The sequence below is a fragment of the Pseudomonas koreensis genome, assembly GCF_012986595.1.
GTDB classification, from domain to species: Bacteria; Pseudomonadota; Gammaproteobacteria; order Pseudomonadales; family Pseudomonadaceae; genus Aquipseudomonas; species Aquipseudomonas koreensis.
Window position 1 is genome coordinate 44,597 of the sequence record NZ_JAAQYM010000004.1, and the last position, 23,408, is coordinate 68,004.

General features: G+C 61.8%; 16 protein-coding genes. 5 read left to right on the forward strand and 11 right to left on the reverse strand.

Annotation, left to right across the window (positions count from 1 at the left end):
* Positions 1 to 290 precede the first annotated feature (290 nt).
* From HBN98_RS13365 to HBN98_RS13380, 4 genes are all read right to left on the reverse strand, one after another.
* Positions 291 to 1,961, reverse strand: a complete 1,671-nt coding sequence (locus tag HBN98_RS13365) for a bifunctional protein-serine/threonine kinase/phosphatase (RefSeq protein WP_083366488.1) — start codon at positions 1,959 to 1,961, stop codon at positions 291 to 293.
* Positions 1,962 to 1,968: 7 nt separating this feature from the next.
* Positions 1,969 to 3,180, reverse strand: a complete 1,212-nt coding sequence (locus tag HBN98_RS13370; protein WP_083366487.1) for a nitrate/nitrite transporter — start codon at positions 3,178 to 3,180, stop codon at positions 1,969 to 1,971.
* Between the two features lie 245 nt (positions 3,181 to 3,425).
* Entirely contained in the window at positions 3,426 to 4,001 is a 576-nt protein-coding gene (locus HBN98_RS13375) for an ANTAR domain-containing response regulator (RefSeq protein ID WP_083366486.1), read from the reverse strand.
* A gap of 15 nt (positions 4,002 to 4,016) precedes the next feature.
* A complete protein-coding gene (locus HBN98_RS13380; RefSeq protein WP_064586766.1) occupies positions 4,017 to 5,228 on the reverse strand; it encodes a CmpA/NrtA family ABC transporter substrate-binding protein in 1,212 nt (403 codons plus the stop codon).
* A gap of 222 nt (positions 5,229 to 5,450) precedes the next feature.
* On the opposite strand from HBN98_RS13380, the gene HBN98_RS13385 reads away from it, so the two are divergent.
* Positions 5,451 to 6,473 (forward strand): quinone-dependent dihydroorotate dehydrogenase, encoded by a 1,023-nt coding sequence (locus HBN98_RS13385; protein ID WP_083366485.1) that lies wholly within the window; start codon positions 5,451 to 5,453, stop codon positions 6,471 to 6,473.
* Positions 6,474 to 6,720: 247 nt separating this feature from the next.
* On the opposite strand, the gene rmf is transcribed toward HBN98_RS13385, so the two are convergent.
* Complete coding sequence (rmf, locus tag HBN98_RS13390; RefSeq protein WP_003223300.1) at positions 6,721 to 6,936, reverse strand: ribosome modulation factor; 216 nt, start codon at positions 6,934 to 6,936, stop codon at positions 6,721 to 6,723.
* A gap of 531 nt (positions 6,937 to 7,467) precedes the next feature.
* Here rmf and rlmKL point away from each other — a divergent pair.
* Both rlmKL and HBN98_RS13400 read left to right on the forward strand, forming a co-directional pair.
* Positions 7,468 to 9,738, forward strand: coding sequence for a bifunctional 23S rRNA (guanine(2069)-N(7))-methyltransferase RlmK/23S rRNA (guanine(2445)-N(2))-methyltransferase RlmL (gene rlmKL / locus HBN98_RS13395; RefSeq protein ID WP_083366484.1), 2,271 nt, complete (start codon positions 7,468 to 7,470; stop codon positions 9,736 to 9,738).
* A 144-nt stretch (positions 9,739 to 9,882) separates the two neighbouring features.
* Entirely contained in the window at positions 9,883 to 12,264 is a 2,382-nt protein-coding gene (locus tag HBN98_RS13400; protein ID WP_083366483.1) for a sensor domain-containing diguanylate cyclase, read from the forward strand.
* A gap of 117 nt (positions 12,265 to 12,381) precedes the next feature.
* Here HBN98_RS13400 and dacB read toward each other — a convergent pair whose 3' ends face one another.
* On the reverse strand, positions 12,382 to 13,842 hold the full coding sequence (dacB, locus tag HBN98_RS13405; protein WP_083366482.1) for a D-alanyl-D-alanine carboxypeptidase/D-alanyl-D-alanine endopeptidase: 1,461 nt from the start codon (positions 13,840 to 13,842) through the stop codon (positions 12,382 to 12,384).
* A gap of 234 nt (positions 13,843 to 14,076) precedes the next feature.
* Here dacB and HBN98_RS13410 point away from each other — a divergent pair, with 234 nt between their 5' ends.
* A complete protein-coding gene (locus HBN98_RS13410) occupies positions 14,077 to 14,421 on the forward strand; it encodes a YggL family protein (RefSeq protein WP_003223308.1) in 345 nt (114 codons plus the stop codon).
* A 45-nt stretch (positions 14,422 to 14,466) separates the two neighbouring features.
* Here HBN98_RS13410 and HBN98_RS13415 read toward each other — a convergent pair whose 3' ends face one another.
* The gene (locus tag HBN98_RS13415) at positions 14,467 to 15,657 is read right to left on the reverse strand and encodes a benzoate/H(+) symporter BenE family transporter (protein WP_083366481.1); all 1,191 of its coding nucleotides are present in this window, start codon (positions 15,655 to 15,657) and stop codon (positions 14,467 to 14,469) included.
* 408 nt (positions 15,658 to 16,065) lie between these two features.
* On the opposite strand from HBN98_RS13415, the gene HBN98_RS13420 reads away from it, so the two are divergent.
* Positions 16,066 to 16,830, forward strand: a complete 765-nt coding sequence (locus HBN98_RS13420; RefSeq protein ID WP_083366480.1) for a GntR family transcriptional regulator — start codon at positions 16,066 to 16,068, stop codon at positions 16,828 to 16,830.
* A gap of 175 nt (positions 16,831 to 17,005) precedes the next feature.
* On the opposite strand, the gene guaD is transcribed toward HBN98_RS13420, so the two are convergent.
* From guaD to xdhA, 4 genes are all read right to left on the reverse strand, one after another.
* A complete protein-coding gene (gene guaD, locus HBN98_RS13425) occupies positions 17,006 to 18,310 on the reverse strand; it encodes a guanine deaminase (RefSeq protein ID WP_083366479.1) in 1,305 nt (434 codons plus the stop codon).
* A gap of 13 nt (positions 18,311 to 18,323) precedes the next feature.
* Positions 18,324 to 19,187, reverse strand: coding sequence for a xanthine dehydrogenase accessory protein XdhC (gene xdhC / locus HBN98_RS13430; protein ID WP_083366478.1), 864 nt, complete (start codon positions 19,185 to 19,187; stop codon positions 18,324 to 18,326).
* A 145-nt stretch (positions 19,188 to 19,332) separates the two neighbouring features.
* Entirely contained in the window at positions 19,333 to 21,732 is a 2,400-nt protein-coding gene (gene xdhB / locus HBN98_RS13435) for a xanthine dehydrogenase molybdopterin binding subunit (RefSeq protein ID WP_083366477.1), read from the reverse strand.
* Positions 21,725 to 23,179, reverse strand: coding sequence for a xanthine dehydrogenase small subunit (xdhA, locus tag HBN98_RS13440; protein WP_083366476.1), 1,455 nt, complete (start codon positions 23,177 to 23,179; stop codon positions 21,725 to 21,727). The genes xdhB and xdhA overlap by 8 nt, the downstream gene beginning before the upstream one ends.
* Between the last annotated feature and the right edge of the window lie 229 nt (positions 23,180 to 23,408).

A 23,408-nucleotide genomic window follows, 5' to 3' on the forward strand; every position in this document is an offset into this window, starting at 1 on the left:
GGGCTTGCCTCTTGTGGGCAGTCAGGCCTTGCTCGACAAAAATGGCGCAAACAAAAAAGGCGTCCCGCCAGTTACCTAGCGAGGACGCCTTTGTCCTTGTCCCGTTCTCTCGGGAAGCCTGGCCTTCGTCGTTGAAGGTCGGGCTTTATGTCAGCTGCAAACGTTAATGCAGTGGTTGTGCCAAGTCGTGATGAGCCGCCAATTCACTGGGGTAATGCTGGAATTGGCCAGATGTTCATTGTGGTTTTTGCACTGAACGGAAGCAGCACGCTCGTTAATGGAGCGCCGCATCAGCCATGAAACAACAGAAACAGCAGCACCAGATTGCCCAGCAGTGCCAGTAACGCCAGTGTCCGCCAGACCTTCAGCGGCTCACGTTCCAGCAAGGGACGATGGCGCACACTCAGGCTGCGGCGCTCACCTTGCTCCAGAATCAGCAACCATTCCTCGGCGGTTTCATAGCGTTGCAAAGGATCGGTCGCCACACCGCGCTCCAGACACTGCGCCAGCCACTCCGGCAGATCCGGGCGATAGCGTCCGGCACTCACCGGCACCCCGAAACGCGGGCGTTGGAAGGCTTCGATCTCGCCGTAGGGAAAATGCCCGGTGAGCAAAAAATACAAGGTCACGCCCACCGCATACAGATCCTGTTGTGCGCTGGGTGCTGCACTTTGAAAGGCCTCCGGCGCGATGAAGCTCGGGGTTCCGGGCAGGGCTGACGGTGCGTCCTGCGACAGACCGGGGCAATACGCCAGACCGAAATCCAGCAGACGCAACTCGCCGTCGTCCCCTAGGTGCAGGTTTTCCGGTTTGATGTCGCGGTGCAGGATCTGCCGTCGATGCAACAGGCCGACGGCCCGCGATAGGCGTTCGGCCAGATCCTGCCACTGAGCCAGTGGCAGCGGGCCGTTTTGTTCGAACAGCTGCGCCAGGGTTGTCCCTGAATATTCACGCATCACGTAGTACAAATGCTGACGCTGGCCGGCGCTATGAACTTCGGGAAAGTGCCGCCCTGCGACGCGTTTGAGAAACCATTCCTCCGCCAGCAAGGCCTGACCAGCCTGGGCATCGTCTGCCAGTTGTGCAGGCAAAGTCTTCAACAGCCAGGCCTGGCCCTGACCATCGAGCACGCGATACAGCAACGATTGCTGGCTGCGACTTTTAACCTCTTGAACCTGCCAGCCTTCAAAGACCTGACCCGCTTTCAGCGGCGGGGGCAGCGGCCACTGCTGCAAATGAATCAGTGCATCGCCAAGGCTAGCCTCGCCGACGGCATCCACTCGCACCAACAGCGCGCTGGCGTTGTCCTGACTGCCGGCCAGATGCGCGGCGTTGACAAGCGTTTGCGCGGCACTGTGCAGGTCCGGTTGATCGCGCAGGATTCCGGCGATGGCGGTATCGCCGAGCGCCGCCCACACGCCATCGCTGAGTAGCACGAAACATTCGCCGTCACGCAATTCGCCATCGAGAAAGTCCAGCACCAGATGCTGATCCAGTCCCAGTGCGCGCTTGAGCACATGCTGCATACCGGGTCGATCCCAGACGTGATCTTCGCTGATCCGTTGCAAGGTCTCGGCATGCCAGCGATAGACCCGGCAATCACCGACGTGCGCCAGGGTAAACCGCCGGCCGCGCAGGACCAGCGCGCTGACCGTGGTGAGCAGCGGCTGGCCGCCACCGTTGGCCTGCAACCAGCGGTTTTGTGCGAGCAACAGACGATCGAGGGCCTGGGCCACGCTCCAGGTTTCCGGTGTGGCGTAGTAGTCCAGCGCCAGCGCCTGCAAGGTCGAACGCGCGGCCAGCCCGCCATCGGCGCACTGGCTGACGCCGTCGGCGATGGCGAACAGAAACCCTTTGCTGGCCGCCAGCGCCGGGGCCGGGGTCACCAGGCGCAAGGCGTCCTGATTTTCCGCGCGGGGGCCGGTGACGCTGGCTTCGGCAAAGCTCAGTTGCAGGGCCATTCGGGCCTCAGACCCGGGCAGCGGTCACGGCCGCCGAACCCCAGGTGGTTCTCCAGCGACGTTTGACCCCGTGCAGACCGAACCACGCCAACACGCCAAGGCTGGCGAACAGCCACAGCGCCAGTTGATAGCTGCCGGTGCTCTGTTTGATCGCGCCCATGCCCGCCGCCAGGGCAAACCCGCCGATGCCGCCGGCCATGCCGATCAGCCCGGTCATCACGCCGATTTCGCGACGGAAACGTTGCGGCACCAGTTGGAACACCGCGCCATTGCCCGCTCCGAGACCGAGCATGGTGCAGACGAAAAGCACCAGTGCCGCGTAGGAGCTCGGCAGGTTGAAGCCGACCGCTGCGATACAAACTGCGGCCACCGTATACATCGCCAGCAGCGTGCGAATACCACCGAAACGGTCAGCCAGCGCGCCACCCAGTGGACGCATCAGGCTGCCACCGAACACGCAGGCAGCGGTGTAATAACCGGCGGTCACCGGGCTCAGGCCGTATTGATCGTTGAAGTAGCCGGGCAGGGCGCTGGCCAGGCCGATGAAGCCGCCGAAGGTGACGCTGTAGAAAAACATGAACCACCAGCTGTCGCGATCGCCCAGGGCCTTGAAGTAGTCGGCCATGGATTTGGCTTTCGGCCGCTCCGGCGCGTTTTTCGCCAGCCAGGCGAACAGCACCAGGGTCAGGATCAGCGGGATCAGGGCGAAACCGAACACATTGCTCCAGCCAAACGCCGCCGCCAGCACCGGAGCGATCAGCGCCGCGAACACAGTCCCGGAATTGCCGGCTCCAGCGATGCCCATCGCCTTGCCCTGATGCTCCGGCGGATACCACTGCGAGGCCAGGGGCAGGGCCACGGCGAACGAGGCGCCGGCCATGCCGAGGAACAGGCCGAGCAGCAGGGCCTGTTCGTAACTGTGGATGCCGAGTTTCCAGGCACCGAACAGCGCACAGATCACGATCACCTGACCGATCAGGCCGGCGGTTTTCGGCGACAGGCGATCGGCGAGCATGCCCATCGCAAAGCGCAATACCGCGCCGGCCAGAATCGGCGTGGCCACCACGAGGCCACGCTGTTGGGTGGTCAGGTGCAGGTCGGCGGCAATCTGCACCGCCAGCGGGCCGAGCAGGTACCAGACCATGAAGCTCAGGTCGAAATACAGGAAGGCTGCGAACAGGGTCGGGGTGTGGCCGGATTTCCAGAAGCTTTTATTCATCGCGCACCTCAGCTGTAGAGAATCTCGAGAAGGAGTCAGAACCAGCACAGTGGGGCGCCGCCACGGCCGCACCACCGGCCCCGGGCAGTGGGGCCAAAACGCAAAAACGCCGCTACCCGGATCGCCGAAAGGGGCGAAGAAGGTGAGCGACGTCTTTGTCGTAGGTGGGGCAACCGCCGTTGGTTACCTGTAGGGATTGCTTAGCGAGATTTGTGCCAAGTCAAAATCAACAGCAGCGCAAGGCTTCAGCCAAGCAACTCGCTCATGGCAATGATCTGTTCCGCCACCTGAATCAGTTTCTGCTGGCGGCTCATGGCCTGGCGGCGCATCAGGGTGTAGGCCTCTTCTTCATTGCAGTCCTTCATTTTCATCAGCAGGCCCTTAGCCAATTCGATGCGTTTGCGCTCGGCCAGTTGCTGATCGCGGGCCTGAAGCTGAGCGCGCAAGGCCTGATCGCTCTCAAAGCGGGCCATGGCCACGTCGAGAATCGGCTGCAAGCGTTGTGCGTGTATGCCCTCGACGATATAGGCACTGACCCCGGACTTGATCGCCTGACGCATCACGCCGGGGTCATGTTCGTCGGTGAACATCACGATCGGCCGTGGCTGGTCGTGGCTGACCAGCACCACTTGCTCCATCACATCGCGGCTCGGTGACTCGGTATCGATCAGGATCACGTCCGGGCGCACCGTTTCGACGCGCGCCGGCAGGTCAATGGTCAGGCCCGACTCGTCGATCACCTCGAAACCGGCCTCGGTCAAAGCAGCTTTCAGGCGTCCGACTTTTTTCGCGGTGTCGTTGATCAGCAGAATGCGCAGCATGTTCGCGGTCTCCTGTCAGCGGTGGGCGAGAAGGGGTGCGCTGTCGTTCAGCGCGTGGAGCTTGAAGCTCCGGGCGTAGGCGGCCGGGTCGCTGCCGTCCCAGATTTTGCCGTCGATCAACTGGCTGCTGCGCATGTCCTTGCCCCAGGCCGCGACGCCTACAGCAGTCGCCGCGTCGCGATAGATCTCCAGTTGTTGTACCTGACGGGCGACGGCGAGGTAATCCGGGTCATCGCGCAGCAAACCCCAACGGCGGAACTGGGTCATGAACCACATGCCGTCCGACAGATACGGCAGATTCACCGCCCCATCGCCGTGAAAGCGCAAGGCGTGTGGGTCCTGCCAGCGATTGCCCAGGCCATCGTCGTAGTCGCCGAGAAAGCGCGGCTCGATGCAGGACACCGGGGCGTCGAGGTATTCCGCAGCGCTCAGCAACTGCGCGGTGCTGCGGCGGTTTTCCGGGCTTTCTTCGATGAAACGGCTGGCTTCGAGGATCGCCATCACCAGCGCCCGGGCGGTGTTGGGATTCTGCTCGACGAAGGCGCGGGTACAGCCGAGGACTTTTTCCGGGTGATCGGGCCAGATGGTCTGGCTGGTGGCCAGCGTGAAACCGAGATCCTGCTGCACGGCGCTAGCCGCCCACGGCTCGCCGACGCAGAGGCCATCAATGCGTCCGGCCTGCAAGTGCGCGACCATTTGCGGCGGCGGCACCACCACGCTGTCGACATCCTGCAACGGATGAATGCCCTGGCTCGCCAGCCAGTAATACAGCCACATGGCATGGGTGCCGGTCGGGAAGGTCTGGGCGAAAGTCAGTTTTGCGCGGGTTTGGTGCACATGGTGGTGCAGCGCTTCAGGACCGGTCACGCCCAGGCCCTGCAAACCGTGGGACAGGTTCAGGCTCTGACCGTTCTGGTTCAGGCCCATCAGCACTGCCATGTTGGTCGGCGCGACACCGCCAATCCCCAGGTGCACCGCGTAGATCAGGCCGTAGAGGCTGTGGGCGGCATCGAGTTCGCCGCTGACCAGATTGTCCCGCAGGTTGGCCCAGGAACTCTGGCGCTTGAGGTTCAGGGTCAGCCCATAAGGCTGGGCGAAGCCCTGAGTGGCCGCGACCACCAGCGAGGCGCAGTCGCTCAGGGCCATGAAGCCCAGGTTGATCACGCTCTTTTCCGGAGCATCGCTGCCGTTGACCCAGGCCAGCGGCCCGGCGGAGGTTTGAGTCATGAAAGCCACCCTTAAAAAAAACGTCGTCCCAGGCTTTGCCCGCGCAAAACCGAGAGACGACGCCATTGTCCTTGCCTGCACGCCACCATTGGCCTGCGGGCTGATGCCGAGGAAGGTGCAAGGCATATGCCATGCGCACGGATTTACCCGTGCGCCTCGCGCGGCGGGGCGTTGCCCGGCTATAATCGCCGCCTCTTTTCGCCGCCCGAGTCATCGCCGCCCATGTACACCCTGGCCCGTCAGCTGTTGTTCAAACTTTCCCCGGAAACCTCCCACGATCTGTCGCTGGATCTGATCGGCGCGGGTGGGCGTTTGGGCCTCAATGGCATGCTGTGCAAGAAACCGGCGAACGTGCCGGTGACGGTCATGGGGCTGGACTTCCCGAACCCGGTGGGGCTCGCGGCCGGTCTGGACAAGAACGGCGCGGCCATCGACGGCTTTTCGCAACTGGGTTTCGGTTTTGTCGAAATCGGCACCGTGACTCCGCGTCCGCAGCCGGGCAACCCGAAACCCCGGATCTTCCGCCTGCCGGAAGCCGAAGCGATCATTAACCGCATGGGCTTCAACAACCTCGGTGTCGATAACTTGCTGGCGCGGGTTGCGGCGGCCAAGTACAAGGGCGTGCTGGGGATCAACATCGGCAAGAATTTCGATACCCCGGTCGAGCGTGCAGTGGATGACTACCTGATCTGCCTGGACAAGGTATATGCCCACGCCAGCTATGTGACGGTCAACGTCAGCTCGCCGAACACCCCGGGCCTGCGTAGCCTGCAGTTCGGTGATTCGCTCAAGCAGTTGCTGGCGGACCTGGCGACGCGCCGCGCCGAACTGGCCCTGCGTCACGGCAAGCACGTGCCGCTGGCGATCAAGATCGCCCCGGACATGACCGACGAAGAAACCGCGCAGGTTGCTCAGGCGTTGATCGAAACCGGGATGGACGCGGTGATCGCCACCAACACCACCCTGAGCCGTGTTGGCGTCGAAGGCATGGAGCATGGTGACGAGGCGGGCGGTCTGTCCGGCGCCCCGGTACGCGACAAGAGCACCCACACCGTCAAGGTGCTGGCGGCAGAGCTGGGTGGTCGGTTGCCGATCATTGCGGCTGGCGGCATCACCGAGGGCAAGCACGCGGCCGAGAAGATCACCGCCGGTGCGAGCCTGGTGCAGATTTACTCCGGGTTCATCTACAAAGGTCCGGCGCTGATTCGTGAATCGGTCGACGCGATCGCCGCCCTTCGTAAGTAACCCAAGACCGACCCGGTCAATGTAGGAGCTGCCGCAGGCTGCGATCTTTTGATCTTGATTTTGAATTAAAAAACAGGATCAAAAGATCGCAGCCTGCGGCAGCTCCTACATGAGATGTGCGTCAGTCTGGCAGGCAATAAAAAGGGCTCCTCGAAGGAGCCCCTGGGCCGCAGCCCGCCGTCCGGGAAGGACGTGCATGGTAAGTCGCTAGAAATTCAGATTGTCGTGTTGCAATAAGTGCCCTGTGTCAGCCGACGGCGTGAAGTTCGTTGAGTCTGTGGATCCCCGCAGTGCCGGTCATACCGTCCCAGTTGTCGCCGCGTCCTTCTCGCCAGCCGTTGATCCAGGCTTGACGTACCGACGGTAGAGTAAATGGGCAAAGCTCGCGGGATTTGCCACCAACGCCATATTGATATCCGCGCAAAAATGCTCTTTCCAACGGATCACGCTTAAGTCTTCTCATAGGGTGTTTCCCTCACTTGTTGACTGTTTGTGTCGCGTTGACCTCAACCGAGGTCTGGCAGAAAAACTCTGCCGTGGTGCGGCTCGCTGCCGGCGTGGCGAGCCAAGGTGTTGACGCCGTTGCGACGTCAACCTGTGGTCAGTTCTAACCAATGAGTCACACAGAGGGAATGATCGTTTTGTCATAAGGACGTAACGAAAATAGTGCTACAGCCATAAGTAACGACGGGTTTCATGAATGTTTTTTCAGCAAACCCCGGTATGATCGGGCCCGCGCTGGATGATGGGGTTAATCCTTTAGTGAGAATGACCCACGTTTACGCTCGGTTAATAAGCGACGAAGGGTCGCTTTACGACTTTTTGTTTCATCAACTTTTTTATCTGTCCCGGCATCTAAGCTCCTTTAACCCGAGCAGCGGGGATGGAACGGCACACCTTCGTGCCACGCGGGCGCTCTTTTAGAAAAGCGCCTGATTGAAAACCGGATCGGCAATGCGTTGCCGGTTCACTAGCCAAAGGCTCTGGAAATACCATGTCCGATCGTTTCGAACTCTTCCTCACTTGCCCCAAAGGCCTTGAAGGCCTGCTCATCGAGGAAGCCGTCGGGCTTGGCCTTGAAGACGCCCGCGAGCACACCTCCGCCGTGCGTGGCATGGCGACCATGGAAACCGCTTATCGCCTGTGCCTCTGGTCGCGTCTGGCCAACCGCGTGCTGCTGGTGCTCAAGCGTTTCCCGATGAAGGACGCCGAAGACCTGTACCACGGCGTGCTGGATGTCGAGTGGCAGGACCACATGCTCAGCGACGGCACGCTGGCTGTTGAATTCAGCGGTCACGGCTCGGGCATTGACAACACCCATTTCGGCGCCTTGAAGGTCAAGGACGCCATCGTCGACAAACTGCGCACCCCGCAGGGCGACCGTCCGTCCATCGACAAGCTCAACCCGGACCTGCGCATTCACCTGCGCCTGGATCGCGGCGAAGCGATCCTGTCCCTCGATCTCTCCGGCCACAGCCTGCATCAGCGCGGTTACCGCCTGCAGCAGGGCGCTGCACCGCTGAAGGAAAACCTCGCAGCGGCGATCCTGATCCGCTCCGGCTGGCCGCGCATTGCGGCCGAAGGCGGCGCGCTGGCTGACCCGATGTGCGGTGTCGGTACGTTCCTGGTCGAAGCCGGCATGATCGCCGCCGACATGGCGCCGAACCTGCGTCGCGAGCAGTGGGGCTTCACCGCGTGGCTGGGGCACGTCCCGGCGCTGTGGAAAAAACTCCATGAAGAAGCCGTCGAGCGTGCCGCTGCCGGTCTGGCCAAGCCACCGCTGTGGATTCGCGGTTACGAAGCCGACCCGCGCCTGATTCAACCAGGCCGCAACAACGTCGAGCGTGCCGGCCTGAGCGAGTGGATCAAGATCTATCAGGGCGAAGTCGCGACCTTCGAGCCGCGCCCGGACCAGAACCAGAAAGGTCTGGTGATCTGCAACCCGCCGTACGGCGAGCGCCTGGGTGACGAAGCCAGCCTGCTTTATCTCTACCAGAACCTCGGTGAGCGTCTGCGTCAGGCCTGCCTGAACTGGGAAGCGGCGGTGTTCACCGGTGCGCCGGAGCTGGGCAAGCGCATGGGCATCCGCAGCCACAAACAGTATTCGTTCTGGAACGGCGCGCTGCCGTGCAAGCTGCTGTTGATCAAGGTTCTGCCGGATCAGTTCGTCACCGGCGAGCGGCGCACACCGGAACAGCGTCAGGCCGAGCGTGAGCAAGCGGCTTACGATCAGACCCCGAACGAGCCGCAAGAGCGCAAGTTCAACAAGAACGGCAACCCGATCAAGCCAACGCCAGCCCCGGCGCCGGTGATCGAACAGCCGCGCCTGAGCGAAGGCGGGCAGATGTTTGCCAACCGCCTGCAGAAAAACCTCAAGGCGATGAGCAAGTGGGTCAAGCGCGAAGGCATTGATTGCTACCGCGTCTACGATGCCGACATGCCGGAATACGCCATGGCCATCGACCTGTACCACGACTGGGTGCACGTGCAGGAATACGCCGCGCCGAAGTCGATCGACCCGGAAAAGGCCTCGGCGCGCATGTTCGACGCCCTCGCGGCGATCCCGCAGGCGTTGAACGTCGACAAGAGCCGCGTGGTGGTCAAACGCCGCGAGCGCCAGAGCGGCACCAAGCAGTACGAGCGTCAGGCCGCGCAGGGCAAGTTCAATGAGGTCAGTGAAGGCGGCGTCAAGCTGCTGGTGAACCTCACCGACTACCTCGACACCGGGCTGTTCCTCGACCACCGCCCGATGCGCATGCGCATTCAGAAAGAGGCCGCCGGCAAACGCTTCCTCAATCTGTTCTGCTACACCGCGACCGCCAGCGTGCACGCTGCCAAGGGCGGCGCGCGCAGCACCACCAGCGTCGACCTGTCGAAAACCTACCTCGACTGGGCGCGCCGCAACCTGTCGTTGAACGGCTTCTCCGACAAGAACCGTCTGGAGCAGGGCGATGTGATGGCGTGGCTGGAAAGCAGCCGCGACGAGTACGACCTGATCTTCATCGACCCGCCGACCTTCTCCAACTCCAAGCGCATGGAAGGCATCTTCGACGTGCAGCGTGATCAGGTGCAGTTGATCGACCTGGCGATGGCGCGTCTGGCGCCGGGGGGTGTGCTGTATTTCTCCAACAACTTCCGCAAGTTCCAGTTGGAGGAGAACCTGGCCGAGCGTTACGCGGTCGAGGAAATCAGCGCGCAGACCATCGATCCGGATTTTGCCCGCAACACCAAGATCCACCGCGCCTGGAAAATCACGGCGCGTTGACACCCTGCTGAGTTGGATCCACAGAGCCTTGATTTTTAAAGGCTCTTGGATCCGTTCAGTGCTAGCCAAATTAATGGCTAATAGCTATAACTCACTCATGGCCAATGGGGTTTTCCCGGAACACTGGCGTAGTGAGTTGCCCTTATGTCGTTGCACCCCGTGCGCCCGAAGATTCTGGGTTTTATCAGCGAAGACGTCTCGGCCTGGCTGGTCGCGCTGCTGGTATTGCTCGCCGGCTGGATTCTCACGGGGCTGCTCGCCTGGGCCACCCTCAATCAGTTTCACCATCAATTGCTGCAGCGTTTCCAACTGCTCGCCAATGAGCGCTACAGCCGCATCGAAGAGCGCTTTCAGGACCAAGAGCAACGCCTCGACGGCCTGCGCCGTTTCTTCGCCAACTCCGAATCGGTGTCCCGTGCCGAGTTCGACGGCTACACCCAACCGTTATTGCTGCGTACCCAGGCCTATTCGTTTGCGCCAAGGATCAGTGCGGCCGAGCGCCCGGCGTTCGAGCAGCGTGTACGCGATGAAGGCCTGAGCACCTTTACCATTCGAGAACTCAACGCACAGGGCGAACTGCAACTGGCGGCCGTGCGTGACGAATACGTGCCGGTGTTGTACAGCCAGACCCAAAGCCGCCTCGGTTCGCCACTGGGTTACGACTTGCTCGCGCAGCCACTGCGCCGCGACACCCTGCAGCGCGCCGAAAAACTCGGCAATCTGGCGGTGTCGCAACCGTTGCACCTGGTGAGTATCGAGCCGTCCTATGCGCGCGGTGTGCTGCTGGTGGCACCGGTGAGCCGTGGGGCCGGGCAGCGGCCGTTCGGCTACGTAATGGCGGTGATCAGCATGCGCCAGTTGCTCGCCGATGGCTTGCCGGACGTGCTCCATGATTACCTCGCGGTGCGCATTCTCGATCTGTCGACCAACGATCAGCACGAGGTGTTGTTCGAGTCGAGCAATCAGCCGGCTGCCAGTGATTTGTCGGCAACGCGCCTTGTGCGCATGGCCGATCACGACTATCAGGTCGATATCCTGCCAAGCGAAGCGTTTATGCAGGCCAACCATTCGTCAGTCGGCAGTGTGGTGATTCTCGGCGGATTATTGAGCGTATTGCTCAGCGCCTTGCTCTACGTCCTGGTCAGCCAACGCCAGCGCGCCTTGCGCATGGTCGAGCTGCGCACCCAGGAACTGCACGAGCGTGAACAGGAATTGCGCGGTACCCACGGCCAGTTGCGCGGCGTGCTGAACGCGGCGACGCAAGTGGCGATTATCGCCACTGATCTGCGCGGGGTGATCAACACCTTCAACCCCGGCGCGGAACAGATGCTCGGCTACAGCAGTGCCGATGTCGTCGGCCATATGACGCTGGAAAACCTGCACCTGCCGCGGGAGCTGGCAGCGCGATCAGCGGAATTGAGCGCGCGTTACGGCAAGGTCATTCCGACCTGCCATGCGATGCTGGTCGAGGGCGGCGAGGTTGGCGGCCATGAAGCGCGCGAATGGACGCTGGTGCGCAGCGACGGCAGTCACCTGCCGGTGAACATGCTCGCCACGCCGGTCCTGGACGAGCAAGGGTTGTGGGTCGGGCATCTGGCGATCTGCATCGACATCACCGAACGCAAGCGCGTGCACGAGGCGCTGGCGGCGCGGGATGTGCTGCTGAAAAAGCTCAGCGCCCACGTGCCCGGTGGCATCTACCAGTTCAAGATGGAATTCGACGGGCGCTTCAGCGTGATCTACGCCAGCGACGGCATTCGCGAAATCTACGAGCTGGAGCCGGACGTGTTGCTGCTTGATGCCGAGGCGATTTTTTCCCGTATCCACCCGCAGGACATCACCCGCGTGCGCAGCTCGATCCGCGCCTCGGCGGACAACCTCAGCCCCTGGCGCGAGGAATACCGCGTGCAATTGCCCGCGCGCGGCCTGCGCTGGGTCCGCGGTGAGGCGACGCCGGAAGAACTGCCAGGCGGTGGGGTGCTGTGGCACGGCTACATCTCGGACATTTCCGACCTGAAGCGGGTGGAAGAAGAGTTGCGGGCGCTGTCGGTGACCGACTCACTGACCGGCATCCACAACCGCCGCTATTTCCAGGAGCGCCTGACCACCGAAATGGCCCGGGTCGAGCGCGGTGGTGGCGAACTGTCGGTGATCATGCTCGACATCGACCACTTCAAACGGATCAACGACCAGTTCGGCCATGCCGTGGGCGACCGCGTATTGCAGGCCGTGTGCGAGCGCATCGGCCATCGTTTGCGGCGCACCGATGTGTTCTGTCGTCTGGGCGGCGAGGAATTCATGGTGCTGTGCCCGGACATCGACGGCGAGCATGCGTACATGCTGGCGGTGGAGTTGTGGCAGGGCTTGCGCAGTGCGCCGGTGGATGTGGTCGGGGTAGTGACGGCCAGTTTCGGCATCGCCAGCTGGCGGCCGGGGGAGGGCGCGGATGCGCTGTTGTTGCGGGCGGATTCGGGGGTGTATGCGGCGAAGCAGGGTGGGCGCGATCGGGTTGAGCAGATGAGTTAGGCCGTTACGCCACTCCCTTAGAAGATCAAAAGATCGCAGCCTGCGGCAGCTCCTACATGGGAATGGTGTACGCCCTGTAGGAGCTGCCGCAGGCTGCGATCTTTTGCTTTGGGCGGCTTAGAGGGCTGAAGCCGTCTGCGGCAAGCGCGGTTGCTTGTACAGGTCCAGCAGCACCTGATCCAGTACCGACGACGCGCCGAACGGCGCCTTGTCGTTGAGGATCGCCACCACCGCCCAGGTATTGCCGTTGACGTCGCGGCTGAAACCGGCGATGGCGCGCACGGTGTTCAAGGTTCCGGTCTTGACGTGGGCTTCACCGCGCATCGCGGTGGTCTTCAGGCGTTTGCGCATGGTGCCGTCGGTACCGGCAATCGGCAGCGAGCTGATGTACTCGGCGGCGTACGGGCTGTGCCAGGCGGCTTGCAGCATGTTGGCCATCTCGCGGGCGCTGACGCGTTCGGCGCGCGACAGCCCGGAGCCGTTTTCCATCACCAGGTGCGGCGCGGTGATGCCTTTCTTCGCCAGCCACTGGCGGACCACGCGTTGTGCGGCCTTGGCATCGTCACCGTCGGCTTCGTTGCGGTATTTCTGGCCCAGACTCAGGAACAGCTGCTGAGCCATGGTGTTGTTACTGTATTTGTTGATGTCGCGGATGATTTCCGCCAGATCCGGCGAATAGGCGCGGGCCAGCAGCTTGGCACTGCTCGGGGTCGCGGCGAGGCGATCCTTGCCCTGGATGCTGCCGCCCAGTTCTTTCCAGATCGCGCGCACGGCGCCGGCGGTGTAGGTCGCGTGGTCGAGCAGCGACAGGTAAGTCTGCGAGCTGCAGCCATCGCCCAGTTGGCCGGCGACGGTCACGGTCACGCTGCCGTCAGGCTGGGTCACCGGGTTGTAGCGTACGCCGCCGGTGCACTGCTTGGAGTTGAGCGCCTTGACCGTGTTTTCGATGCGCACGCTGGCGATCGGCGGTTCTACCGAGATCAGCACCCGGCCACCGTCATTGCGCGCGACGAAGCGCAGGGCCTTGAGGTTGACCAGCAGCGAGTCGGGTTTGACCAGGAACGGCTTGTTCTCGTCGTTGCCGTCGTCGTTGAATTCCGGCAGTTGCGGCTGGATGAAGAAGCTGCGGTCGAGAATCAGGTCGCCGGTGACTTGGGTCACGCCGTTGGCGCGCAGGTCGCGCATCAGCAGCCAGAGTTTTTCCATGTTCAGCTTCGGGTCACCGCCACCCTTGAGGTACAGGTTGCCGTTGAGGATACCGCCGCTCAGATCGCCGTCGGTGTAGAACTCGGTTTTCCACTGATGGTTGGGACCGAGCATTTCCAGCGAGGCATAGGTGGTGACCAGCTTCATGGTCGAGGCCGGGTTGACCGAGACGTCCGCGTTGTACACGGTCGGGTTGCCGGGGCCGTCCAGCGGGATTATCACCAGCGACAGCGCAGTGGGCTGCAGTTTGCTGGCCTTGAGGGCTTTTTCGACGTTAGGGGTGAGTGCGGTGTTGATGGTGGCTGCAGAAACCGGCAGGGCCAGGGGCAGAAGAAGGCCGGCGAGAAACAGTGGACGCAACGATTTGATCATATGGAATAAAACCCTGCAGAAGAGGGGAAAATAACGAGGGCATGGATGAAAAAGCCCTCAGTGGTCATGAAAGTGTCGGCATTATGCCCCAAGGTGTAACAGCTTGTGCCTTGCCCGAGGCGGCCATTTCGTTATTTTTTTTACAGGCGGTCGGCCTCAGCGCCCAGAGAGTCGGGCAATTGACCGCTTAAACTGGTAAAGTGCCGGCCGTTATTACTTAAGAGGATTGTTCCAATGGCGACTAACCGTTCCCAGCGTCTGCGCAAAAAACTGTGCGTGGATGAATTTCAAGAGCTGGGTTTCGAACTGAACCTGGACTTCAAAGAAGACTTGTCCGAAGAAGCCATTGACGCTTTCCTCGAAGCATTCATCAAAGAAGCCATGGAAGCCAACGGTCTGGGTTATGTTGGCGGCGACGACTTCGGTCTGGTGTGCCTGCAGAAGCGTGGCTCGGTCAACGAAGAGCAACGCGCTGCCGTTGAAGCCTGGCTGAAAAACCGTAGCGAACTGACCGGCATGACCGTCAGCCCGCTGCTGGACGTCTGGTATCCGGAAAAGCCGATCAACGCGGCTAAGTGATACTGAAAAAAACGGCGACCTTCGGGTCGCCGTTTTTTTTTGCTTTCAAGCTTTACGCCAGTTGAGGATCAGCAAGGTCAGCACCCCCGCGACAATCCCCCAGAACGCCGACCCGATGGAAAACAGCGTCAGCCCCGACGCCGTGACCATGAAGGTAATCAGCGCCGCTTCACGTTCCTTCACCTCGCTCATGGCAATGCTCAGACCGTTGATGATCGAACCGAACAACGCCAGCGCGGCAATCGACAGCACCAGTTCTTTCGGCAGCGCGGCAAACAGCGCCGCCAATGTGGCGCCGAACACCCCGGCAATCCCGTAGAAAATCCCGCACCAGACGGCAGCGGTGTAACGTTTGTTGCGATCCTCGTGAGCGTGCGGCCCGGTGCAGATCGCCGCGCTGATCGCGGCAAGGTTGATGCCGTGGGAACCGAACGGCGCCAGCAGCAGCGAGGCGATGCCGGTGGTGGTGATCAGTGGCGAGGCCGGCACGTTGTAGCCGTCGGCGCGCAGCACGGCGATGCCGGGCATGTTCTGCGAGGTCATGGCCACCACGAACAGCGGGATGCCGATGCTGATGGTCGCGGCCAGCGAGAAGTGCGGAGTGGTCCACACCGGCGTCGCCACTTCCAGGTGAAAACCGCTGAAATCCAGCAGGCCCATGAAGCCCGACAGCGCCGTGCCGATCAACAATGCCGCCAGTACGGCGTAACGTGGCGACAGGCGTTTGACCACCAGATAGGTGAAGAACATGCCCAAGACCAGCCCGGTGCGGTGCTGCGCCGCGACGAAGATTTCGCTGCCGATCTTGAACAGAATCCCCGCCAGCAACGCCGCCGCCAGCGACGCCGGGATCTTTCTCACCAGGCGTTCGAAGCTGCCGGTCAGGCCGCAGATCGTTACCAGCAGCGCGCAAGTGATGTAGGCGCCGATGGCCTCGCCATAGCTAACGCCGCCCAGGCTGGTAATCAGCAGGGCCGCGCCCGGGGTCGACCAGGCAATGGTGATCGGCGTGCGATAACGCAGCGACAGGCCGATCGAGCACACCGCCATGCCGATCGAGATCGCCCAGATCCACGAGGAAATCTGCCCGCTGCTCAGGCCCGACGCTTGCCCGGCCTGAAACATCAGCACCAGGGAGCTGGTGTAGCCGGTCATCATCGCGATGAACCCGGCAACGATGGCCGAAGGCGAAGTGTCGGCGAGAGGGCGCAGTCGGGTGTAAGTGGCGTCGTTCATGACGGCGGTGTTCCTTTTTTATAGAAGCGATGAATCCAACGAAATATTTGTGTCTGTCACATACCTGTGGCGAGGGAGCTTGCTCCCGCTGGGTTGCGAAGCGGCCCCAATGCAGGCACCTCGGTGCGCCAGACAGACCATGTCGGCTGCTTTACGACTGCTGCGCAGCCGAGCGGGAGCAAGCTCCCTCGCCACAATGTTCGGTAGGCGGCGGTTTTGGGGTTTAAGCCTAAACTCAATCGTAACGGATCGTTGCAATACAGCCGTGGTCACAAACAGCCATACAGTCGTGTTGCCACCATCCATTGTGTACAATCGCGCTGTTTTTTACGCGATACTTGCCAGCGACCTACTGTGCCGTATTACAGTCACGGTCTATTCGCCGCAGTTCTCCCGACTCGAGTGCCCATGAACGAACAGTTGCAACCCCTCAAGAAACAACCGCGAGCAGGCAAAGCCGGCCGCAGCGGAACCCAGGACGATATTGTCTACGCGCATATCTTCGAGGCCATCCTCGAACAGCGTCTGGCGCCCGGCACCAAGTTGAGCGAAGAAGCGCTGGGGGAAATCTTCGGGGTCAGCCGCACCATCATTCGCCGCGCACTCTCGCGTCTGGCCCATGAAGGCGTAGTGCTGTTGCGGCCGAACCGGGGCGCCGTGGTTGCCAGCCCGAGCGTTGAAGAAGCGCGTCAGGTGTTCATGGCCCGCCGTCTGGTGGAGCGCGCGATCACTGAGCTGGCCGTGCAGCACGCTACCGCCGAGCAGATCGCCGAACTGCGGCAGATGGTCAACGACGAGCGCGACAGCTTCTCCCGTGGCGATCGCGGTGCCGGCATCCGTCTGTCGGGCGAATTCCACCTGAAACTGGCGGAAGCGGCGAAAAACGCACCCCTGATCAGCTTCCAGCGCAGCCTGGTCTCGCAGACCTCGCTGATCATCGCCCAGTACGAAAGCGGCAACCGCTCGCATTGCTCCTACGACGAACACACCCAGTTGATCGACGCCATCGAAGCGCGCAACGGTGAGCTGGCGGTGGACCTGATGATGCATCACATGGACCACATCGACAGCAAGCTCAACCTCGACGAGGAAAGTGCGTCGGATGATCTGCATGCGGTGTTCTCGCATTTGTTGCAGACCAAGAAGCCTGGGCGTCCAAGCGCCAAGCTCTGAGCTGGCACCGAGTCGCGCCCTTCGCGAGCAGGCTCGCTCCCACATTCAACCGCATTCTGGCAGAGGAAATGAGGTCAACTGTGGGAGCGAGCCTGCTCGCGAAGGCGATCTGACAGGCAACAAAAATCCCCCGGGGCTGAACGCCACCGGGGGATTTTTTATGCCCCGGGGAAACTCAGCGCTGATGCACCAGCGCACCCGCCGCATACGTCTGTTGCACCGTGCGGTCATCCCCCAGCGTCATTAACACGAACAACGTCTCGGCAATGTTGTTGGCCTGCTTCAAGCGGTAGCTCAGCAGTGGCGTGGCGTTGTAGTCCAGCACCAGGAAGTCGGCATCGGAACCCGGCTGCAGGTTGCCGATCTTGTCTTCCAGACGCAGCGCCCGCGCGCCCCCCAGAGTCGCCAGGTACAGCGACTTGAACGGGCTCAGGCGCGCACCCTGCAACTGCATCACTTTGTAGGCTTCGTTCAGAGTCTGCAGCAGCGAGAAACTGGTGCCGCCACCGATGTCCGTGCCCAGGCCGACATTCAGTTTGTGCTTCTCGGCCATCGGCAGGTTGAACAGGCCGCTGCCGAGGAAGAAGTTCGAGGTCGGGCAGAACGAGATCGCCGAGCCGGTTTCCGCCAGACGCGCACATTCGTCATCGCACAGGTGCACGCCGTGGGCGAATACCGAGCGTTCGCCGAGCAACTGGTAGTGGTCGTAGACGTCGAGGTAGCCCTTGCGCTCCGGGAACAGCTCCTTGACCCACTCGATTTCCTTGAGGTTTTCGCTGATGTGGGTCTGCATGTACAGATCCGGGTATTCGCTCAGCAACTGGCCGGCGAGGGTCAGTTGTTCCGGGGTGCTGGTCGGCGCGAAACGTGGGGTGACCGCGTAGTGCAGGCGGCCCTTGCCGTGCCAGCGTTCGATTAGCGCCTTGCTCTCGACGTAGCTCGATTCGGCGGTGTCGGTCAGGTAGTCCGGGGCGTTGCGGTCCATCATTACCTTGCCGGCGATCATCCGCAGATCAAGTTTCTCGGCGGCCTCGAAGAACGAATTCACCGACTGCGGGTGCACGCTGCCGAACACCAGCGCGGTGGTGGTGCCGTTGCGCAGCAGTTCCTTGATGAAAATGTCCGCGACTTCATCCGCGTGGTTCTTGTCGCCGAACTGGCTTTCGCACGGGAAGGTGTAGGTGTTGAGCCAGTCCAGCAGTTGCTCGCCGTAGGCACCGACCATGCCGGTTTGCGGCAGGTGGATGTGGGTGTCGATGAAGCCCGGGGTGATCAGCGCGTCCTTGTAGTGCTCGATTTCGATGTCCGCCGGCAAGGTCGGCAGCAAGTCGCTGGCGTGGCCGAGGGCGCTGATCTTGCCGCCATCGACCACCAGCAGGCCGTCCTCGAAATATTCGTAGGAGGCTTCGATCCCGACTTCGGCGGGGTCGGCGATGCTGTGCAGGATGGCGGCGCGGTAGGCTTTGCGAGTCAGAGGCATGAGGGTTCTCTAATCAGTTTGAGGCTTTGAGTTTGGCGGCCTGACTGCGGCGGGAAACCGGCAGCAGTTTGGCAATCGGTTCGGCGCTGGCGCTGGCGCTGTGCTGGCCGAAATTGGCGTTATAAGTGGCGATGATTTCGCCGGCGATGGAGATGGCGATTTCCACAGGCAGTTTGCCTTTGACTTCGCCGATGCCCATCGGGCAGCGCATGCGTTGCACGACGCTGGGGTCGAAACCGCGATCACGCAGGCGATGTTCGAACTTGGCCCGTTTGGTTTTCGAGCCGATCAGGCCGAACCAGGTGAAGTCGTTGCGCTTGAGGATCGCGGCAGTGAGCTCCAGGTCCAGTTGATGGTTGTGGGTCATGACGATGCAGTAGCTGCCGACGGGCAGGTCGTCGATTTCATCCACAGGCTCTTCGGCGACGATTTTACGGACACCGTGGGGAATCTGTCGGGGAAATTCTTCTTCCCGCGAATCGATCCAGCGCACCCGGCACGGCAGGCTGGCGAGCAACGGCACCAGCGCGCGACCAACGTGGCCGGCGCCGAACACCGCGATCTGCGCCTGCACCTGGCCCATCGGTTCGAACAGCAACACCGTCGCGCCGCCGCAGCACTGGCCAAGGCTGGCGCCGAGGCTGAAGCGCTCCAGATGGGTGTCCTGCTTGCCGCTGGCGAGCATCTCGTGGGCGATCTGCATGGCTTTGTATTCCAGATGCCCGCCACCGATGGTGTCGAAGGTCTGTTTCGCGCTGACGACCATTTTCGAGCCGGCATTACGCGGGGTCGAGCCGAGTTCTTCGATGATCGTCACCAGAACACAGGGTTCGCCCTGGTTCTGCAGGTCGGCGAGGGCGTCGATCCAGTTGTACATATGTCACCCCTACAACATCGTTGTCTGTTCGGGCCTCATCGCTGGCAAGCCAGCTCCCACAGGATTTGCGGTGTAACGCATATCGGTTAAACACCACAAAAACCTGTGGGAGCTGGCTTGCCAGCGATTGGCCGCGCCTCGGTCGTTAGAGCGGAGCCAATTCGGTTTCAGCCTCGACCGCTTTCACAGTCTTGAGCTGACGCATCTGCTCGCAACCCCACAACACCCGTTCCGGGGTCGCCGGTGCGTCGATCTGCGGCTGGTGCCGGTAGTCGCCGAGGCTCGCCACCGCATCCTTGATCGCACACCACGCGGCAATCCCGAGCATGAACGGCGGCTCACCGACAGCCTTGGAATGGAACACCGTGTCTTCCGGGTTCTTGCGGTTTTCCACCAGCTTCACCCGCAAATCCAGCGGCATGTCCGCCACGGCCGGGATCTTGTAGCTGGCCGGGCCGTTGGTCATCAGCTTGCCCTTGTTGTTCCAGACCAGCTCTTCCATGGTCAGCCAGCCCATGCCCTGGACGAAACCGCCCTCGACCTGACCGATGTCGATCGCCGGGTTCAGCGAGGCGCCGACGTCGTGGAGGATGTCGGTGCGCAGCATCTTGTACTCGCCGGTGAGGGTGTCGACGATCACTTCACAGCACGCCGCGCCGAAGGCGAAGTAGTAGAACGGCCGACCACGGGCCTGGCTGCGGTCGTAGTAGATTTTCGGGGTCTTGTAGAATCCGGTGCTCGACAGCGAGACCTGATTGAAATACGCCAGCTGGATCAGCGCTTCGAAGGTCATGATGTGGTCACGCACGCGCACGTGGCCGTTGTGGAATTCCACGTCTTCTTCGCTGACCTTGTAGTGCCGCGCGGCGAACTCCACCAGACGCTGCTTGATGATTTCGGCGGCGTTCTGCGCGGCCTTGCCGTTGAGGTCGGCACCGCTGGACGCCGCAGTCGGCGAGGTGTTTGGCACCTTGTCGGTGTTGGTCGCAGTGATCTGCACCCGGTCCATTTCCACCTGGAATACTTCGGCCACCACCTGCGCGACCTTGGTGTTCAGGCCTTGGCCCATTTCCGTGCCACCATGGTTCAGGTGGATGCTGCCGTCGGTGTAGACGTGGATCAGCGCGCCGGCCTGGTTGAGGAAACTGGCGGTAAAGGAAATGCCGAATTTCACCGGAGTCAGCGCCAGGCCTTTTTTCAGGATCGGGCTGTTGGCGTTGTAGCGACGGATCGCTTCGCGGCGCTCGGCGTACTGGCTGCTTTCTTCCAGTTCGGCGGTCATTTCCTCGAGCATGTTGTGCTCGACGGTCTGGTAGTAGTGGGTGACGTTGCGCTCGGTCTTGCCGTAGTAGTTGGCCTTGCGCACGGCCAGTGGATCGAGATTGAGGTGACGGGCAATCGCGTCCATCACCTCTTCGATCGCGACCATCCCTTGCGGGCCGCCGAAACCCCGGTAGGCGGTGTTCGACGCGGTGTTGGTCTTGCAGCGGTGACCATTGATCGTCGCGTCGCCGAGGTAGTACGAGTTGTCCGAGTGGAACATCGCCCGGTCAACGATCGACGCCGACAGGTCCGGCGAGCAACCGCAGTTGCCGGCCAGGTCCATGTTGATCCCGTGCAGGCGTCCGGTGCTGTCGAAGCCGACGTCGTATTCGACGTAAAACGGGTGACGCTTGCCGGTCATCAGCATGTCTTCGACCCGTGGCAGGCGCATCTTGGTCGGCTGCCCGGTGAGGTGCGCGATCACCGCGCACAGGCACGCCGGGCTGGCGGCCTGGGTTTCCTTGCCGCCGAAACCACCGCCCATGCGGCGCATGTCAACGACGATCTTGTTCATCGACACGTCGAGCACTTCGGCCACCAGTTTCTGCACTTCGGTGGGGTTCTGCGTCGAGCAGTAGACGATCATGCCGCCGTCTTCGGTGGGCATCACCGAGGAGATCTGCGTCTCCAGATAAAAGTGTTCCTGGCCGCCGATGTGCAGCGTGCCTTGAATACGGTGTTCGGCGGTCGCCAGCGCGGAAACCGAGTCGCCGCGCTGATGGGTGTGGCTGTCGAGCACGAAGTGGCGTTTGCGCAGGGCTTCGACCACATCCAGCACCGGCTCCAGATCTTCGTATTCGATGATCGCGGCCATCGCCGCTTTGCGTGCGGTTTCCAGGTCCTTGGCCGCCACGGCCAGTACCGGTTGGCCGACGAACTGCACGTCGTCGATGGCCAGCAGTGGATCGCCCGGCAGCAGCGGGCCAATGTCTTTCAGGCCCGGCACGTCTTCGTGGGTGATGGCAATGCGCACGCCTTCGAAGGCGTAGCAGGGCTTGGTGTCGATGCTGATGATTTTCGCGTGGGCGCGGTCCGACAGCCGTGCGTAAACGTGCAGCTGATTGGGGAATTCCAGGCGATCATCGATGTACTGCGCTTCACCGGACACATGCTTGGCGGCGCTGTCGTGCTTGACGCTGCGGCCGACACCGGTGGTCAGGTCCTTGGCGAACAGTTCAGCCAGTTCGGCCTGGGTCTTCTCTACGGCGTGATGATTAGACATAAGCGGTCACCCGAGTCTCGATGTGCGGTGTTTGCAGTTCGATGAAGTATTTGCGCAGCAGGTTCTGCGCACTGAGCAGGCGATATTCCTTGCTGGCGCGGAAGTCCGAGAGCGGCGTGAAGTCGTCGGCCAGTGCGGCGCAGGCGCGTTCGATCACGGCGTTGTTGAACGGCTGACCGAGCAGCACGGCTTCGCAATGGGCGGCGCGTTTCGGGATCGCGGCCATGCCGCCGAAAGCCATGCGGGCGTCGGTGATCACACCGTTTTCCACACGCAGATTGAACGCGGCGCAGACGGCGGAGATGTCGTCGTCCAGGCGCTTGGAGACCTTGTAGGCGCGGAAACGCTGTTCGGCCGTGGCACGCGGAACGATGATCTTCTCGATGAACTCGCTTTCCTGACGCGCAGTGACCTTGTAATCGATGAAGTAATCTTCCAGGTTCAGCGTGCGCCGGGTTTCACCCTTGCACAACACCACCTGCGCGCCGAGGGCGATCAGCAGCGGTGGCGAGTCACCGATTGGCGAGGCGTTGCCAATGTTGCCGCCGAGGGTGCCCTGGTTGCGGATCTGCAGCGAGGCGAAGCGGTGCAGCAGCTCGCCGAAGTCCGGGTACTCGGCGGTGAGCGCTTCGTAGCAGTCGGAGAGGGCGGTGGCGGCGCCGATTTCGAGGCGGTCTTCGAAGGTTTCGATGCGCTTCATTTCGGCGACGTTGCCGACGTAGATCATCACCGGCAGGGTGCGGTGGAACTGGGTGACTTCCAGCGCCAGGTCGGTGCCGCCGGCCAGCAGCCGGGCTTGTGGGTAAGCGTCGTAGAGATCGGCCAGGTCGGCCACGGTCAGCGGCACCAGGCAGCGTTTATCGCCACTGTTGAGTTCGCCGATATCGGTCGGGGCAATGGCTTTGAGGCGGGCGATGGTCTCGGCTTCGCGGGCATCGAACTGATCCGGCTGCCTGGCGCAGCAGGATTGCTCGGCGGCGGCGAGGATCGGCCGGTAGCCGGTGCAACGGCAGAGGTTGCCGGCCAGCGCTTCGTGGGCCTTGGCCTGATCCGGTGCATCGCTGTTCTTTTGCAGGGCGAACAGCGACATGACGAAGCCGGGGGTGCAGAAGCCGCACTGCGAGCCGTGGCACTCGACCATGGCTTTCTGCACGCTGTGCAGTTCACCCTGGTGCTTGAGGTCTTCGACGCTGATCAGTTGTTTGCCGTGCAGCGACGAAACAAAGGTCAGGCACGAGTTGAGGCTGCGATAGCGAATGTGTTCGCGGCCGTCGGCATCCGTCTGCAACTCGCCGACCACCACGGTGCAGGCACCACAGTCGCCGCTGGCGCAGCCTTCTTTGGTGCCGGATTTGCCCACATGTTCGCGCAGGTAATTGAGCACGGTCAGATTCGGGTCCAGGGCGTGCTCGCTACGGAGTTCCTGGTTAAGTAAAAACTGGATCACGGAAGGCCTCGCAGACTCATTATTGTTGTTAACCGACTTCAACCGAATTTAGCAGGTCTGACTTTTCGGTCAATGGTTTTCTGACTTAAAGGTCAGGAAAAACGGTTTTGTCGATTAACGCGTGCTCTATTGAGTATTGACCCTGAGCGGATCCACTGCTTTTTTGCTTGAATCGTGCCAAAAACCGCCGTGCGGGCACTCCGCCATGACCCCGCATTTGCGCTACACT

What these genes read in the sequence shown, in the direction of transcription:
- HBN98_RS13375 (WP_083366486.1), bottom strand. Translation starts at nt 4,001, where the DNA reads ATGCTGCGCATTCTGCTGATCAACGACACCGCGAAAAAAGTCGGACGC.
- HBN98_RS13410 (WP_003223308.1), top strand. Translation starts at nt 14,077, where the DNA reads ATGGCGACTAACCGTTCCCAGCGTCTGCGCAAAAAACTGTGCGTGGAT.
- HBN98_RS13370 (WP_083366487.1), bottom strand. Translation starts at nt 3,180, where the DNA reads ATGAATAAAAGCTTCTGGAAATCCGGCCACACCCCGACCCTGTTCGCA.
- rlmKL (WP_083366484.1), top strand. Translation starts at nt 7,468, where the DNA reads ATGTCCGATCGTTTCGAACTCTTCCTCACTTGCCCCAAAGGCCTTGAA.
- HBN98_RS13385 (WP_083366485.1), top strand. Translation starts at nt 5,451, where the DNA reads ATGTACACCCTGGCCCGTCAGCTGTTGTTCAAACTTTCCCCGGAAACC.
- HBN98_RS13415 (WP_083366481.1), bottom strand. Translation starts at nt 15,657, where the DNA reads ATGAACGACGCCACTTACACCCGACTGCGCCCTCTCGCCGACACTTCG.
- dacB (WP_083366482.1), bottom strand. Translation starts at nt 13,842, where the DNA reads ATGATCAAATCGTTGCGTCCACTGTTTCTCGCCGGCCTTCTTCTGCCC.
- guaD (WP_083366479.1), bottom strand. Translation starts at nt 18,310, where the DNA reads ATGCCTCTGACTCGCAAAGCCTACCGCGCCGCCATCCTGCACAGCATC.
- HBN98_RS13380 (WP_064586766.1), bottom strand. Translation starts at nt 5,228, where the DNA reads ATGACTCAAACCTCCGCCGGGCCGCTGGCCTGGGTCAACGGCAGCGAT.
- HBN98_RS13400 (WP_083366483.1), top strand. Translation starts at nt 9,883, where the DNA reads ATGTCGTTGCACCCCGTGCGCCCGAAGATTCTGGGTTTTATCAGCGAA.
- HBN98_RS13420 (WP_083366480.1), top strand. Translation starts at nt 16,066, where the DNA reads ATGAACGAACAGTTGCAACCCCTCAAGAAACAACCGCGAGCAGGCAAA.
- xdhB (WP_083366477.1), bottom strand. Translation starts at nt 21,732, where the DNA reads ATGTCTAATCATCACGCCGTAGAGAAGACCCAGGCCGAACTGGCTGAA.
- HBN98_RS13365 (WP_083366488.1), bottom strand. Translation starts at nt 1,961, where the DNA reads ATGGCCCTGCAACTGAGCTTTGCCGAAGCCAGCGTCACCGGCCCCCGC.
- xdhC (WP_083366478.1), bottom strand. Translation starts at nt 19,187, where the DNA reads ATGTACAACTGGATCGACGCCCTCGCCGACCTGCAGAACCAGGGCGAA.
- rmf (WP_003223300.1), bottom strand. Translation starts at nt 6,936, where the DNA reads ATGAGAAGACTTAAGCGTGATCCGTTGGAAAGAGCATTTTTGCGCGGA.